The 14528-nt window shown below is 32.5% G+C and carries 15 protein-coding genes and 1 other annotated feature; of the genes, 13 read left to right on the top strand and 2 right to left on the bottom strand.

Translation table 11 applies throughout. The features are described 5' to 3' along the window. Window positions 1-25: 25 nt before the first annotated feature. The 9 genes from JK636_RS00360 to JK636_RS00320 all read left to right on the top strand — a co-directional run bounded on the left by JK636_RS00360 (window position 26) and on the right by JK636_RS00320 (window position 7924). Window positions 26-967 carry a helix-turn-helix transcriptional regulator gene (locus JK636_RS00360; RefSeq protein ID WP_202746855.1) on the top strand — a complete coding sequence of 314 codons (942 nt, stop codon included), beginning with the start codon at window positions 26-28 and terminating at the stop codon, window positions 965-967. 101 nt (window positions 968-1068) lie between these two features. Next, window positions 1069-1512: a large conductance mechanosensitive channel protein MscL gene (gene mscL / locus JK636_RS00355; RefSeq protein WP_202746854.1), complete on the top strand. Its 444-nt coding sequence runs from the start codon at window positions 1069-1071 to the stop codon at window positions 1510-1512. Window positions 1513-1664: 152 nt separating this feature from the next. Then, complete coding sequence (locus tag JK636_RS00350) at window positions 1665-2204, top strand: nitroreductase family protein (protein WP_202746853.1); 540 nt, start codon at window positions 1665-1667, stop codon at window positions 2202-2204. A gap of 312 nt (window positions 2205-2516) precedes the next feature. Next, window positions 2517-3674: an MFS transporter gene (locus JK636_RS00345; RefSeq protein ID WP_202746852.1), complete on the top strand. Its 1158-nt coding sequence runs from the start codon at window positions 2517-2519 to the stop codon at window positions 3672-3674. Then, window positions 3664-4203: a GNAT family N-acetyltransferase gene (locus tag JK636_RS00340; RefSeq protein WP_202746851.1), complete on the top strand. Its 540-nt coding sequence runs from the start codon at window positions 3664-3666 to the stop codon at window positions 4201-4203. The genes JK636_RS00345 and JK636_RS00340 overlap by 11 nt, the downstream gene beginning before the upstream one ends. A 10-nt stretch (window positions 4204-4213) precedes the next feature. Beyond that, window positions 4214-4603, top strand: a complete 390-nt coding sequence (locus JK636_RS00335; protein WP_202746850.1) for a DUF2750 domain-containing protein — start codon at window positions 4214-4216, stop codon at window positions 4601-4603. A gap of 63 nt (window positions 4604-4666) precedes the next feature. Then, window positions 4667-5173, top strand: a complete 507-nt coding sequence (locus tag JK636_RS00330) for a sensor domain-containing diguanylate cyclase (protein ID WP_274601578.1) — start codon at window positions 4667-4669, stop codon at window positions 5171-5173. A gap of 126 nt (window positions 5174-5299) precedes the next feature. Further along, window positions 5300-6517 carry a MerR family transcriptional regulator gene (locus tag JK636_RS00325; RefSeq protein WP_202746848.1) on the top strand — a complete coding sequence of 406 codons (1218 nt, stop codon included), beginning with the start codon at window positions 5300-5302 and terminating at the stop codon, window positions 6515-6517. Window positions 6518-6634: 117 nt separating this feature from the next. After that, on the top strand, window positions 6635-7924 hold the full coding sequence (locus JK636_RS00320) for an MFS transporter (protein ID WP_202746847.1): 1290 nt from the start codon (window positions 6635-6637) through the stop codon (window positions 7922-7924). Window positions 7925-8011: 87 nt separating this feature from the next. Here JK636_RS00320 and JK636_RS00315 read toward each other — a convergent pair whose 3' ends face one another. Further along, window positions 8012-8266: a hypothetical protein gene (locus tag JK636_RS00315; RefSeq protein WP_202746846.1), complete on the bottom strand. Its 255-nt coding sequence runs from the start codon at window positions 8264-8266 to the stop codon at window positions 8012-8014. 389 nt (window positions 8267-8655) lie between these two features. Between JK636_RS00315 and JK636_RS00310 the strand changes: the two genes are divergently transcribed. Both JK636_RS00310 and argS read left to right on the top strand, forming a co-directional pair. Continuing rightward, window positions 8656-8913: a zinc ribbon domain-containing protein gene (locus tag JK636_RS00310; protein WP_202746845.1), complete on the top strand. Its 258-nt coding sequence runs from the start codon at window positions 8656-8658 to the stop codon at window positions 8911-8913. A 299-nt stretch (window positions 8914-9212) separates the two neighbouring features. Further along, window positions 9213-9422 (top strand) — a binding site (T-box leader). 62 nt (window positions 9423-9484) lie between these two features. Then, the gene (gene argS / locus JK636_RS00305) at window positions 9485-11248 is read left to right on the top strand and encodes an arginine--tRNA ligase (protein WP_202746844.1); all 1764 of its coding nucleotides are present in this window, start codon (window positions 9485-9487) and stop codon (window positions 11246-11248) included. A 92-nt stretch (window positions 11249-11340) separates the two neighbouring features. On the opposite strand, the gene JK636_RS00300 is transcribed toward argS, so the two are convergent. Then, on the bottom strand, window positions 11341-12039 hold the full coding sequence (locus tag JK636_RS00300) for an FTR1 family protein (protein WP_202746843.1): 699 nt from the start codon (window positions 12037-12039) through the stop codon (window positions 11341-11343). A gap of 385 nt (window positions 12040-12424) precedes the next feature. On the opposite strand from JK636_RS00300, the gene JK636_RS00295 reads away from it, so the two are divergent. After that, window positions 12425-13429: a DUF3231 family protein gene (locus tag JK636_RS00295; RefSeq protein WP_202746842.1), complete on the top strand. Its 1005-nt coding sequence runs from the start codon at window positions 12425-12427 to the stop codon at window positions 13427-13429. A 251-nt stretch (window positions 13430-13680) separates the two neighbouring features. Then, a complete protein-coding gene (gene xerA, locus JK636_RS00290; RefSeq protein ID WP_202746841.1) occupies window positions 13681-14526 on the top strand; it encodes a site-specific tyrosine recombinase/integron integrase in 846 nt (281 codons plus the stop codon). Window positions 14527-14528 lie beyond the last annotated feature (2 nt).

Genomic DNA, 14528 nt, shown 5'->3' with positions numbered 1-14528 from the left:
AATTAAAATAAAGGATTGATATAATTTGAAAATTGAAAGGCTGATTTCAATAGTTATGGTATTGCTTGAGCGCAGAAAGATTAGCGCAGTAAAGCTTGCAGAGATGTTTGAAGTAACACCAAGGACTATTTATAGAGATATAGAGACACTAAACTTAGCAGGCATACCTATAATTTCCTACCCGGGCGTTAATGGGGGTGTTGGAATTATGGAGGAATATAAAATTGATAAGAAGCTTTTTACTACATCTGATGTTGCAACGCTTTTAATGGGGCTTGGAAGTATCTCTTCCACAATATCCAATGATGAAATTACTAATACACTTGCAAAGGTAAAAGGTATGATTCCGGCTGAACAGGTCAGGGAGATTGAACTAAAATCCAATCAGATTACTATAGATCTTTCCCCTTGGATTGGAAATAAGAACCTGCAACCTAACCTTGAAAAAATCAAAACAGCGCTTAATGATAAGAAGTTATTGAGCTTTAATTATTCTGATAGAAATAATAATAAAACTAATCGAAAGGTTGAGCCCTATAGACTTGTGTTAAAGGAGTCAAACTGGTATCTGCAAGGCTACTGTGATTCCAGACAGGACTTTCGAATTTTTAAGTTGTCCCGCATCGGAGGGCTTCAAGTTCTTGAGGATGCCTTTACTCCTAGAGAGCTAAGTGATTTAGTTTTAGGTGCCTGGGAACACGTAGAGAAGAGAATTAGTTCAATAAAGCTCTTGGTCCACGAATCTCTGAGAGATAGAATAATTGAATACTGCGAAGAGGAAAATATTGAGGTATACGGAGATAATAAATTGCTTGTGAGCTTTCCTTTTGTAGCAGATGATTTTGGCTACAGCCTTTTGCTAAGCTTTGGAGACAAATGTGAATGTCTTGAACCAGCAAATGTTCGGGAGGAACTTATAAGGAGAACTGAAAGTATGTTGAAGATTTATAGCTCGCATAATGTTTAGAATAAAGACAATGAGTGATATAATATTTATAGAATTTAATTTCAAGCGGAGTGAGAGTTTTAAACTACTCAGTGCTTCGACTAAAAGGAGGCTAAGAAATTATGTGGAAAGAATTTAAACAGTTTGCCATGAAAGGAAACGTGGTTGATTTAGCAGTGGGTGTTGTAATCGGAGGGGCTTTTGGAAAAATAGTTTCATCCTTAGTAAGCGATATTGTAATGCCATTGATAGGGCTTTTAGTTGGAAGGCTTGATTTTACCAACTGGTTTATACCGCTTAAGGCCGGAAATTTTAATACTTTGGAAGAAGCTAAAAAAGCCGGGGTAGCTACTATAAATTATGGAGTATTTTTGAATAACGTTTTGGACTTTTTAATAATTGCTTTTTCAATATTTATAGTAATAAAACAAATAAACCGCTTTACAAGGAAGAAGGAAGCTCCTGAACCTGCTCCTGCTAAAACCAAGTTATGCAAATACTGTTATAGTGAAATACATGTTGATGCCACTAGGTGCCCTCACTGTACTTCTGAAGTAGAGGCTTAGTAAAAACAGTAAGAAAAAAAGAATAAATGAGGCTGTTGAAAATCATAAATTTAATTAACATGTAATGCTATACGGTTATTGTATGCTTAAATTAATACGCAGTTGTAAAATAGAGCGTACTAGAACATTATTGAGAGAAGTGAAAATAATAAATGATTAAAGAAATTGAAACACGTAGAAGCATAAGAAAGTATAATAACAAGCCAGTTGAAAGTGAAAAAATAACTGAGATACTCGAAAGCGGAAGACTTGCTCCATCAGGTAATAACACACAGCCTTGGCGTTATATAGTAGTAAAGTCTGAAAAGATGAGACAAAAAGTAATGGAGGCTTCTCATAATCAAAAATGGATGCTTACGGCTCCTGTTTTTATAGTATGTGTTGCAGATGTACGTTGTAGAATAAAAGAAGATATAGATGTTTATTTGGATGATAATAGTCCACAGGATGAAGTGAAACGAATAATTAGGGATACCTCGATTTCAGCAGGATACATGTTTCTACAGGCTAATAATTCAGGATTAGGAGCCTGCTGGGTTGCTGAGTTTACACAAGAAGAGATTAGGCCAGTTTTAAATATACCTTCTGACAAATATGTAGTTGGAGTTATAACTATTGGCTATCCCGATGAAACTCCTAAAGCTCGTCCAAGAAAGAATCTCGAAGATATAGTACATTATGAATGTTGGTAATATTGAGCATATAAATTAAACATGTTAATTTCAGTTATTCAAATATAGCGAAGCAAAGAGGTCGGTTGACCTCTTTTTATAATGCAATAAAATCAACGATATACTTTAACGTGACCTTAACTTAAAGTAATTTATCCATAGATATCGTGATATCTATATACAGAATTATCCATAGTGATATAATATAATTATTAAATTTTGAAGGAGATAAAAAATGTATAGACCAATTTAATGCGCCTTAAATTTACAGATGATTTTCAAATTAACCTTTCGTAGGTTTTTTTGTCGTGTAATTTTGGAGGTGTATTAAAATTGAATAAAAAGATCAATGTATATTTGATGTACATTATTGTCTTTCTTCAGGGTCTCGTTTTTTATGGGCCTATTGCTACCTTGTACAGGCAAAGCAGAAACTTATCTTTATCAAACATGTTTTTGATAGAATCGGTATCATGGATATTAATGATTATTTTTGAAATTCCATGGGGATGGTTTGCAGATAAGTTTGGCTATAAGAAAACTCTTCTCATCTCAAATTTTTTATTTTTTATATCAAAAATAGTTTTTTATAAAGCAAATTCTTTTGAAATGTTCTTTTTGGAACGAGTATTATTATCCGCCTCTTTAGCTGGAATATCAGGCTGTGATATAGCCCTTTTATATTCATCCGTCAAGCATGAGGAAGGTGAAAAAATATTTGGCAGATATAGTGCTTTTTCAACCGGCGGATATCTAATTGCATCGATTATCTTTTCAATAATTGTAAGACAATCCATGAATAGTACGGTATTTTGGACTATTATTCCTTATGCGGCGGCATCAATATTAACATTGTTTATAAAAGATATTAAAGTGCAGCATGAAGAAAAGCCAAAGCTTAGAGAAAGCTTACTTAAAGCTCTTAAAAACAAAAATATTATATTATTGGTAATTTCTTTCGCATTGATAAATGAGGTAGTTCAGGTAGTAAGTGTATTTCTAAACCAGTCACAATATCTTCGAAGCGGAATAAATATTAAATATTTTGGAATGTTGACTATGATTATGCAGATAGCCAGTCTAATATCAATCAAAGCATATAAGTTCAGCATTAAGCTTGGTAAAAATAGAGTTATTCAGATTTTATATATAACTATCATTATAAGCTGCATGGCACTTGTATTAACGTCTAATGCGGTGCTGACTATATTATCAATAGTTCTTATCTGCGGCAGTGCAGCTATAATTTATCCTATAGTTTTAGATATTGAAAATAAGAATATAGGCAATGCTGACAGGGCCACATTATTATCCGTATTTGCTATGTTTGGAGATCTGACTGCAGCTGGAGTTAACGTTATTATTGGTAAAACGGCTGATATCTCTATGCCATCAGCTTTTACAATTTGTGTAGTTATCTGTGTTTTGGCTTATATACTGTTTCTTATTTATAATTATAAAATTACAAAGGGGTATTCAAATGAAAATTAAGCTTGAAAAATTTAGTTATGAAGACATACTGGAATTAACCTCGTGGATACCAAATAAAGAATTTTTACTTCAGTGGGCAGGGCCGTCATATACTTTGGATTCACTTGAAAACCAATTAAAACATGAGATTGATATGATGTCAGAAGTAGAACCTAAATATATGATGTTTAGTGCGAAATCGGTTGAGGAAAATGAAACAGTAGGGCATATACAATTATTATGGATAGACAAGGCAAACTTGTCTGCACGAATTGGAAGAGTTCTTGTAGGAAAGAATGAACATAGAAGCAGAGGAATAGGTTTAGAAATGGTTAATGCTGCTTTAGATATTGCCTTTAATGAATTAAATTTGCATAGAGTTGATTTAGGGGTATTTGATTTTAACTTGCCTGCAATTGCATGTTATAAAAAGGCAGGCTTTATTGTTGAAGGAAGTCTCAGGGAATGTAGAAAAATGAATGATGAATATTGGTCTTTGCTTAATATGAGTATTCTTGAGAATGAATATAGAAATTTAATAAATTACTAAGGAGAAAACAATGACTTACAGTGAAGTAGAAGAAATATTTTGTTTAACTGAAGATAGAAAGTATAAGTACTTTTTTAATAGGGTAGCTGAGTCGGAGCAGGTTTGCGGACTAAAGGACAAAAATGGATGGATAACTATAAGCGATGATAAAGGTAGAACTCTTATGCCTTTGTGGCCATCTTATGAGTTTGCAAAGTACTGTAAGGAAAATCAGTGGAAGGAAACTGAAATAGAATCAATTGATGTATATGAGTTTTTGGAATACTGGCTTGAAGGAATGAAGCGAGATGGCTGCAGAATACTTGTATTTGCAGATACAAGCTGTGGTGGAATATCTGTTGATGCTTTAGAATTTAAAAATGAGCTGGAAGTTTTTTTGAGCACAAATAGTTCCAATTAATGTGTGCATGTAATTGTAAATAAACTTTTATGAGATTGTAGTGTAACTATAAATAAACTTTCATTGTTTACAAAGATTAAAGGTGATACAGACTTTTCAAAAATATTTCAGGTAAGGATGAAGCATAAAGACGGACATTATATATGGGTGGAAGACTACCTTATACCCGAGTTTGATGAGAATGGTCAACTTATTGCATGTGACTTGGATAATTTAAAACATATTAACGATTCTTTAGGTCATTTAAAGGGAGACAGCCTGATAAAAAGTACCGCAAAGGTTATGCAATTAATATTTGATGATGACGAATATGTAGTTTCAAGAACAGGCGGAGATGAATTTGTTGTTATTATAAAAAATAAATCTTTGCCTGAGATTGAAGACCTTTATCTTAAAATGCGAAGAACTATAAAGGTATTTAACGAAAATAATAAGGATTTACCTATTCAAATATCAATTGGACTAGCTTACTCGGAAACATCAATTTCAAAAATGCATTCAGCAATAGATATTGCTGATAAAGATATGTATAAGAGTAAAAAAAATAGAAAGCAAATAAATATTATATAGAAATAAGGCAAAGCATATTTTATTGCAGAAATATTATTCTCATTAGCTAAGGTGGTTCTTATAATAAATTTCACTAAGATATATTGTAAACCGAAAAAATAGTTTATCATTATGATAGGTGATAATATGAAAATAGGCAAATTTGCACAGGCTAATAATCTAAGCATTGATACAATAAGGCATTATATGGATTTGGGACTTATACTGCCTGAAAAGCAGGGCGGTCAGTATTACTTCGATTCAAGGTGTCAAAAAGCTTTAGAACAAATACTAAACTTAAAAGGTTTAGGCTTTAATCTTAATGAAATTAAAATAATATTCTTTTATGAAAGCTTCGGAAGGCTTACGGACTATGAGGGGTATATTTACTATAGAGAACTATTTATTAATAAGCATAGGAAAGTCTCAGAGGAAATTGAACAGCTCCTGCAAATAAAAGATAAACTTAATACTGAAATTGTGGCTATGTCTAAAAAACCATCTGAGCCAGCTTTTGAAATGGGAATAAATCTTAAGAATCTGGAACTTTTTAAATGCTCAAAATGCGATGGAAGTCTTGTGCTGAAGGACGGCAGCATAAGCAATAATCAGATAATAAACGGCACTCTTAAATGCAGCTGTGGAGAAGAATATATTATAGAATCAGGCATATTAAAGGCAGGTAATCCTGTTGAAACAGCGGCTGTTAGTTTTAATGACAATTATATTTCTGATTATATAAGTTTAACTAATACATCCTATCTTGATAATCTGCATAAAGGATTGGAATGGTCCTCCAGAAAAATAGAAAATTTGAAGCTCAATGAGAAAATACTCCTTGAGCTGGGCACAGGTACGGGATTCTTTCTTAGAAATATTTATAATCAATTGCCTGAGGATTGTGTTTATATTGCGGTGGATCATAATTTGGAGAGGCATAAGTTTTTAAAAAAGCTCATTGAAAGAGCTCCTAATCCTAAGAATATAATTTTTATATGTTCTGATTTTCTTGAGATTCCGATAAAAGAAAGGTCCGTAGATTTTGTTCTTGATATATCAGGTAGCAGCAATTACGGCTTTGAACATGAGGAGTTTCTTTTAAAATCCGTGGATTCTTATGTAAAAGAGGATGCTTATTTACTTGGATCTTTTATTGCATTTAAGAATTTTACCAGCAACAGTTTAATTGAAAGAAAGTATCGGAAGAATTTCCTAATAAAAAATATAAAACAGGAAATTGAAAGTATAAAATACAAGCTTATGGAAGAAAGAACTTCAGACACCGCGGATAAAGGCGGCAGGTATGAAAGCTTTTTTGTGGAAGGGGAAAGGGTATGCAGCTATTCTTTCCTTGGAAAAAGGTAGGGTTAACCCTGCCTTTTAGTGTTTTTTGCTCTAAAAATTTTTAATTTGCCCTATTGATGGAGGGTTAAGACCACAGTTTATAATCAAATTAAAGAAGAATTTGATGGAGGTTTTAATATGAGATCAATAGCATTGATGTTAGAGAATAAAAAGGACTACAAGGAATTTAATAACCTGCTGCTGTATTCTATAGGAAATATTATTTCGGTGTTTGGAACTTGTATCTTTTCTTTCGCTCTGGATTTATATGTACTGAAAATTACAGGTTCATCCTTAAGCTTTGCAATATCTCTAATTTTAGGCACTGTACCTATGATAATAGTAAACCCATTGGCAGGAGTAATTGCAGATAAATTCGATAAAAAGAAGCTTGTAATTTTAATGGATTTATTGAACGGGGCTGTTCTTATAATAGTCTATCTATTAAGTATTGTAAATGGATTGAGACTTGCAATGATTTATATATCTATTCTGCTGCTTACTATATTTACAACTATCTTCAGCGTAACCATGGAAACAGCTAAGCCTAATATTGTATCAGAAAAAATGCTGCTCAATATTAACAGCGTAAGCAAGCTAATAAATTCAATTTCTTCAATTCTTGGACCAGTAATTGGCGGCTTGGTTTTTGCTATATTTGATATAAGAACCTTTATTATTGTAAACAGCATATCTTTTATTTTTTCTGCAGCCTGCGAGTTCTTTATGGATTTTAGGTTTAACGGCAGGTCTTATGATCATGATAAGCAACCGGGAAGAGTTAATTTGTTAGGAGATATTAAGGAAGGCTTTAATTATATATGTTCAAATGAAAATATCAAAAGCTTATTTATTATGTTAATTTCCTTGAACTTTTTCTTGGGCTTTTCAGTCACGGTGCCTTTGCCATACATCATTAACAGCGTTCTTAAATTAAATTCAAGATCCTTTGGAATTATACAAGGTGCATTTCCGGTAGGTATGATTATTGGTGCATTATGTGTTAAAAAAATAAGTGAAAAAACCTCATATACCAGGCTTCTAAAAAAGTTAAGCGTTATTTTATCACTGTCCATGCTTTTAATAGGATTGCCCATACTTTTTAGTAATCTTCAGTTTTTAAGCAGCGTTTATATGGTTTATTACTGCATGGTGATGGTTGTGTTTGGATTTGCTATTGCATTAATCGATATTCCTATTTCATACTTGATGCAGATAACCATACCTGAGAATTTTAGGGGAAGGGTTATGAGTATAGGAATAAGCATTGTAAAGACTTTGCTCCCAGCTGCACTGCTGCTTTCGGGAATACTGCTGAAGCTTATACCTACGTATATCATGCCTATTACTGGAGGTATGATGCTGTTAGTCATTAATATAACATCAGTAAAAAACAGGAATTTTGATTTAAGTAGTGAAAAGCCATAAACAAGAAGGAACCATATGGTTCCTTCAGTCCTCAATATATTTCTTATCTACTTTCCCAAAACAGCTTCAAAGTAATATCTAATAGCCTTATCCAGAATACTGCTCTCCATCGACGCTGGGAGTTTTACCGTAAGGTTGTTTTTGAAGTTTTCTGTTATCAATGAGAGGAATAGAAATTTCTGTTTCTTCGATGGAGGAGTCAGCTGTATCTATAAAATTGAAACAGGTGACTACATTGTAAGTAACCTCCATATTTTGAATAAATCCATTCTCCTCACAGTAATCCTCATCAAAACATAATATTTCATCAGCAGTCTCAGGTGCTGCTTTTTTTCTACCCATATTTAATACACCTGCATTTACTCTTTTAGCAATAAATATGCAAAAGTAAATGGTGTTTGCGGCCAAAGCCGCATAAAATCAGCATATTCTTTTAAATATATAAATATTTCTTCATATATTAATATAAATATTTATTTAAATATTTATATATTTACAGTGAATTTGAGAAAATAATTTGAGTTATAAGCTATTGCAAATGACGCAAAATTTATGTAAGAATAAATATAGAAATTATTATATGCAATGGGAACTAAGTAATATGAACTTGAAAATATTAGTTCTATCATTATAATTAATATATAATGAATTTTTATATTATACGTTTCAATTGTAAACTAAGGAGAACTGTTGATTGAGTATTTAAATACTATACGAAAGGAATGATAAAAATGAAAGAAGTAACAATGTGTCAAAGTTGTGGTTTACCATTTAACGAAGAACACGCACATTTTATAGCAACAGAGCGAGATGGAAGTAAAAGTATTTACTGCACAAATTGCTATAAAGACGGAAAGTTTATTGACCCAAATATATCTATGAAAGAAATGATTGAGATAATTGTACCTGTTTTGGGAAAAGCAATAGGCGAAGAAGAAGCAAGAAACGAAATGACTGCTTTATTACCAACTCTTAAGCGTTGGAGATAATAGTAATCAACGTAAAATTTATACTCAATCTTCTTATACGATATAACAATTAATCTAATTAGAAACAGTGCCTTATATTAAAAGTAATGGTATGCTAACCTACGTCAGGTTGGCATGCCGTTTTTTAAAACTACAAATGAAAGTTTTGTTCAATACTTCTGGAATTACTTTTAAGATGTAAAGCACATAGTATAATTAAGATAACTTCGAAGATTAAAAAGGAATAACTAATATCTATTAGATTGTATTGTTGACACATAATACAATGTTCTATATAATAGAGTTTAAATAAATTAGCCAAATATTCAAGGATAAGGAAAAAGTAACTATTAATTTTTCTGCCAGCGAGCAGGAACAGAGTGGAAGTCCTGCAAGAAAAAAATGGTGAAACGGGCCTTTGAGAAGCTTTCTGAGCAATTGCGAGGAAAAGCCGTTGACTGCGTTAAAGTTTTGAGTGGACTAAGTTTAGTTAATTTGAGTGGTACCGCGGATATACACCCGTCTCTTTATAAAGGAGACAGGTGTTTTTTTATTTATATGACAAACAAGATTAAATTTGGGGGGTTAGAGTATGAAAAAAATGATTGATATCTTAACTGAAATTGTTCAAGATAAGTTTGAACTAATGGGATACGATAGAGAGTATGGAAGAGTCACAGAATCTGACAGGCCTGATATTTGTCAGTTTCAATGCAACGGAGCTTTGTCTGCGGCTAAAAAATATAGAAAAGCACCTATGCAAATAGCAAATTCAGTAGTGGAAGAGCTGAAAAATATTGATATATTTGAAGTTGTTCATATAGTTAAACCTGGTTTCATAAATTTTATATTGAAAGACGGCTTTATTGTTGATTATGTAAGCAAAATGGGAAATGACGAAAGGCTTGGATGTACTGAGGCTTCTAATCCTTTAACTATTATTGTAGATTATGGTGGAGCTAATGTGGCAAAACCACTGCATGTGGGGCATCTTCGTGCCGCAATAATAGGTGAGAGTATAAAGAGAATTTCAGGATTTTTAGGTCATAAAGTAATAGGCGACGTTCATTTAGGCGACTGGGGACTTCAGATTGGTATGGTAATTAGTGAGCTTGGAAGACGTAAAGGTGATCTGCCTTATTTTGATGAAAACTATTATGGAGAATACCCAGAGAAGGCTCCATTTACAATAGATGAACTTGAGGAAATATATCCTGCTGCAAGCAGGCTTGCCAAAAGCAATGAGGAGGCCATGGAAGAAGCTAGAAAAGCAACTTTTGAACTGCAAAACGGCAGAAAAGGCTATATAGCTCTTTGGAAACATATACTTGCAGTTTCAATTAAAGATCTTAAAAGAAATTACAGTGAATTAAATGTGGAATTTGACCTATGGAAGGGTGAAAGTGACAGTCAAAAATATATCGATGAAATGGTTAACTATCTTAAAGACAACAACTTTACTTATGAAAGCGAAGGCGCAACAGTTATCGATGTTTCCAAAGAAGGAGATAATTATACCGTTCCGCCCTTTATACTATTTAAATCTGATGGTGCCACACTCTATAGCACAACAGACTTAGCAACTATTTGGGAGAGGATTAAGAAGTATGACCCTGATCAAATTATATATGTAGTTGATAAGAGACAGGAAATTCACTTTGAGCAGGTATTTAGATGCGCGGTAAAAACAAATATTGCTAGTGAAAAATTAAAATTAAATTTTATAGGCTTCGGAACTATGAATGGCAAGGATGGCAAACCCTTTAAGACAAGAGAGGGCGGAGTTATGAGGCTTCAGGATTTAATAAAAATGATTAAGGATAATGTTAGGACCAAATTAAAGGATAATAAATCCTTGAGTGAGTCTGAGGCAGAAGAAATTTCGAGGAAGGTTGGGTTAGCTGCTCTAAAATATGGAGACCTTTCAAACCAGATCACAAAGGATTATGTATTTGATATAGATAGGTTTTCATCTTTTGAAGGAAAAACTGGACCTTATATACTTTATACCGTTGTGAGGATTAAATCAATTTTAGTTAAGTGTAAAGAGCAAATTAATAAATATGAATTAAGACTTGCTAAGCCATGCAGTGTTATAGAAAGAAACTTAATGCTGACGCTGACTGCTTTCAATGAAACAGTAGAAGGAGCTTTTCAAGATACAGCACCTAATAGAATATGCGAATATATTTACGATTTGGCTAATACGTTTAATAAATTCTATCAGGATAATATAATCGCAAAAGAGGAAGATTTAGAAAAGCAGCTGTCCTGGCTTAAACTTATTACTATTACAAAAGATACCCTGGAAATGGGACTTCAGCTGCTTGGATTAGAAGCTCCTGATAAAATGTAAAAGGGAAATAACTACTAATAAAAACTAATCCCATATATTAAGCATTAAGCCTGATATATGGGATTTAAATTTTTCAGCATAGTCGAATTCTCCTACTTTATCTTACTTAAAAGTATTTTTAAGTCCTTCTTTATTATGATGGCATAGCTGGGAATAGCATATACGAGCATGCCAATTTTAAAGATTTGAGGAATATAGCTTCCAAACAATACTTCAAGACCATCACCTAGATAATAAGCGCCTAGTGCAATTAAAAACAGATTGAGTATATAGAATACCAGGCTTATATTAAGGTTGCTTATTCCCTTAGTCACAAGGAATACAACCAGTGCGGCACCTGCCAAGCCCAGTATTGACATGCCTGTCACTATTAGAGGCGAAGTGCCTGAGCTTGTTAGAATAAACAATGTTGCTTCCAAGAGTTCCCTGAAAAACGTTACGCCTGCTATTACAGATACTCCTCTGCGGCTTAAAGAAACAAAGTTTTCATCAGGATTAATGCTGAAGGTTTTGCTTTTTCTGAGCAGTACCACACTGTAAAGTACCAAACCGGCTAGTATAATACCAAGCAAACCGTCAAATAGTTCACTGGCAGGGCCATTCAAAAGGCTGGTCTGGGAGAATATTACAGATGCTATTACAGTTGCGAGTAATGCACCTAAACTGCCGCCCAGCATGACGCTCTTAGTCATATTGTACATTTTGTTTTTATTGAAATAAACAACTAGTGGAATAATAACAAGGAATATTTCTATACCTTCCCTCAAGCAGATTAATAATGGTGCAAACATAACTATCACCTCACGAAAATTGTTTATAAACTGAGTTTATTACTAGATATATATTTGTGCTATATACTATGACAGCTTTTATATTAGGTGATAGTTATTCTCATTAACACTACAGAAAGCTTATAATATTTATGAATATCCATCAAAGTAAGAGAATGTGCAGTTAAGTTATGGAGCAATATTATTATAGGATTCAGTAATCGCGCTTTATAAATTGGTGCAACATATGAACTATTGCAAACTAAATATTGAGGATAAACTTAATTATAATGTTGAAAATTGAATAGTATGGTATTTAATAAAATGCTTATAATCTACATCTTACATAAAAAAATAATTTTTAGGATAATCTAATTTATACATAATATCTTAGGAGGTTATTCTTATGGCAGACATAAAAAACATAGAATTAGTTTCTTCTGAAATATCAGGTCTTTGGGATTCTTATATAAGTGATAGTTTAGCAATATGTGTTCTTAGCCATTTTCTTAAAACTGTAGAAGATAATGAGACACGAGTTTTATTGCAGCATACTTTGGATTTATCAACTCAACATATTCCAATAATTAAAGACATATTTAATCAGGAAGGATTAACAATTCCTTATGGATTTACTAATGAGGACGTAAATTTGAATGCTCCACGTTTATTCACTGATACCTTCTATGCAGCTTATATTAGTTTTATGGCAAGAGTAGGAATGCACAATTATACTGTTATATTAAACCAAATAGCACGTGCTGATATACGAGATTACTTTTCAAAACGCGTAACTGAATGTGTAGATTTATATAATAAATCTGCTGAGTTAAGATTATCTAAAGGTATCTTTATAAAAGCTCCACGTATAGAAGTACATAAGCAAGTTCAATTTATAGAAAGTCAAAGTTTTATATTTGATATTTTCGGTGAAAAACGCACATTACTTGCAAGAGAGATAACTAATATATTTGCGCTTATTTTTACAAATACAATGGGAATCGCTGTTTGTACAGGCTTTGCTCAGGTCTCCAAAAACAAAGAGGACTCAGAGTATTTTATTAAAGGTAAGCATTTATCTGAGGAAATTAATAAGGAATTAATTGACCTTTTAATAGAGCAGAATATTCCGATTCCAGCAACCTCTGAATCTTTTGTAACTGATTCAACTGAGCCACCATTTTCGGAGAAATTAATGTTATACCATATTATGATGATGTCAACAGTAGGAGTAAATTATAAGGGAATGGCAATGTCACAAAGCATGAGATTAGACTTGGAAGCTAAATATGCTAAATTTATGGCTAAAATTATGAAGTATGTAAAAGATGGTATAACTATTATGAATGAAAACAGGCTTATTGAGCAACCACCGCAAGCTATAAATCATGAAAAATTAGTTAAAAAATAAAAAATTAAATATAGAATAACTTCTTCAAATACCGTATTATTTATAAATTGTTAACTATGTTGTAGACAGTTTTAGTAAATGGATTTTACGGTATTTTTATGTCGCAATTTTATTATAGAACTAAATCGCTAAAAGCGATGGCTGGTGCAGTGATTAAATCAAAGTTTATATGTAAAAAATAAGAAGTGAAGTTTCTTTCTCAAGGAAGCTTCACTTCTCACATTTTACACGCCATTTATAGGAGTGATAAAATGTATCAAAAAATAGACAAAATGATTAAAGATTTAGAAATTCGTGGACGAACACCAAATACCATTAAAAATATGGGGTGGTCCATAAAAAACTTTTCTAAATTCTATAACCAGCCACCTGAACTACTAGGTGAACAGGATATTATCAACTATTTAGATTATTGCATTAATCAGAAGAAATTATGCAGAGGAACTGTAAATGCCATAAATAGTGCATTAAAATTTTTCTATGTTGTGACTCTTGAAGGCAGTTGGAGTGATTTAAGGATTCCTAGGATTAGATACGATAAGAAGTTACCTTCTTATCTGATGAAGGAAGAGGTAAAAGTTTTGTTAGATAATGTCACTTATCTGAAGCATAAAGCAATTTTATCTACAATTTACTCTTCTGGATTAAGAGTCAGCGAAGCTGTCAACCTAAGAATATCTGATATTATGAGCAAGGAAATGAAGATTAGAGTTAGAGCCGGTAAAAGAAATAAAGAACGATATACTTTATTATCTGAAAAAAACTTACTACTATTAAGAGAATACTGGAAAAAGTTTGGACATAAAAGTTATTCTCCAGAAGATTATCTATTTATTTCTAGGCAAACTGGCGAGCAATTAACTAATCGTGGCGTTGAAGCAGCTATGGAAAAAGCAGTAAAGAAAGCAGGATTAAATAGAAAGGCTACGCCTCATACGTTGAGACATTCCTTTGCTACCCATTTAATGAATGATGGAGTAGATTTAGTTACCATTCAAGCTTTAATGGGTCACTCTAACATAAAAACCACATCAATATATTTACATGTTAAGGATTATCAAACACTCAATATTACAAGCCCTTTGGACAGAATGTAGAA

Origin of the sequence: Clostridium rhizosphaerae (assembly GCF_016765585.1) — a bacterium.
GTDB classification, from domain to species: domain Bacteria; phylum Bacillota; class Clostridia; order Clostridiales; family Clostridiaceae; genus Clostridium_AT; species Clostridium_AT rhizosphaerae.
This window is presented reverse-complemented; position numbering and strand designations above follow the sequence as displayed.

Coding starts and splice junctions, on each gene's coding strand:
- mscL (WP_202746854.1), top strand. CDS start 1,069: ATGTGGAAAGAATTTAAACAGTTTGCCATGAAAGGAAACGTGGTTGAT.
- JK636_RS00350 (WP_202746853.1), top strand. CDS start 1,665: ATGATTAAAGAAATTGAAACACGTAGAAGCATAAGAAAGTATAATAAC.
- JK636_RS00340 (WP_202746851.1), top strand. CDS start 3,664: ATGAAAATTAAGCTTGAAAAATTTAGTTATGAAGACATACTGGAATTA.
- JK636_RS00335 (WP_202746850.1), top strand. CDS start 4,214: ATGACTTACAGTGAAGTAGAAGAAATATTTTGTTTAACTGAAGATAGA.
- JK636_RS00325 (WP_202746848.1), top strand. CDS start 5,300: ATGAAAATAGGCAAATTTGCACAGGCTAATAATCTAAGCATTGATACA.
- JK636_RS00320 (WP_202746847.1), top strand. CDS start 6,635: ATGAGATCAATAGCATTGATGTTAGAGAATAAAAAGGACTACAAGGAA.
- JK636_RS00315 (WP_202746846.1), bottom strand. CDS start 8,266: ATGGGTAGAAAAAAAGCAGCACCTGAGACTGCTGATGAAATATTATGT.
- JK636_RS00310 (WP_202746845.1), top strand. CDS start 8,656: ATGAAAGAAGTAACAATGTGTCAAAGTTGTGGTTTACCATTTAACGAA.
- argS (WP_202746844.1), top strand. CDS start 9,485: ATGAAAAAAATGATTGATATCTTAACTGAAATTGTTCAAGATAAGTTT.
- JK636_RS00300 (WP_202746843.1), bottom strand. CDS start 12,039: ATGTTTGCACCATTATTAATCTGCTTGAGGGAAGGTATAGAAATATTC.
- JK636_RS00295 (WP_202746842.1), top strand. CDS start 12,425: ATGGCAGACATAAAAAACATAGAATTAGTTTCTTCTGAAATATCAGGT.
- xerA (WP_202746841.1), top strand. CDS start 13,681: ATGTATCAAAAAATAGACAAAATGATTAAAGATTTAGAAATTCGTGGA.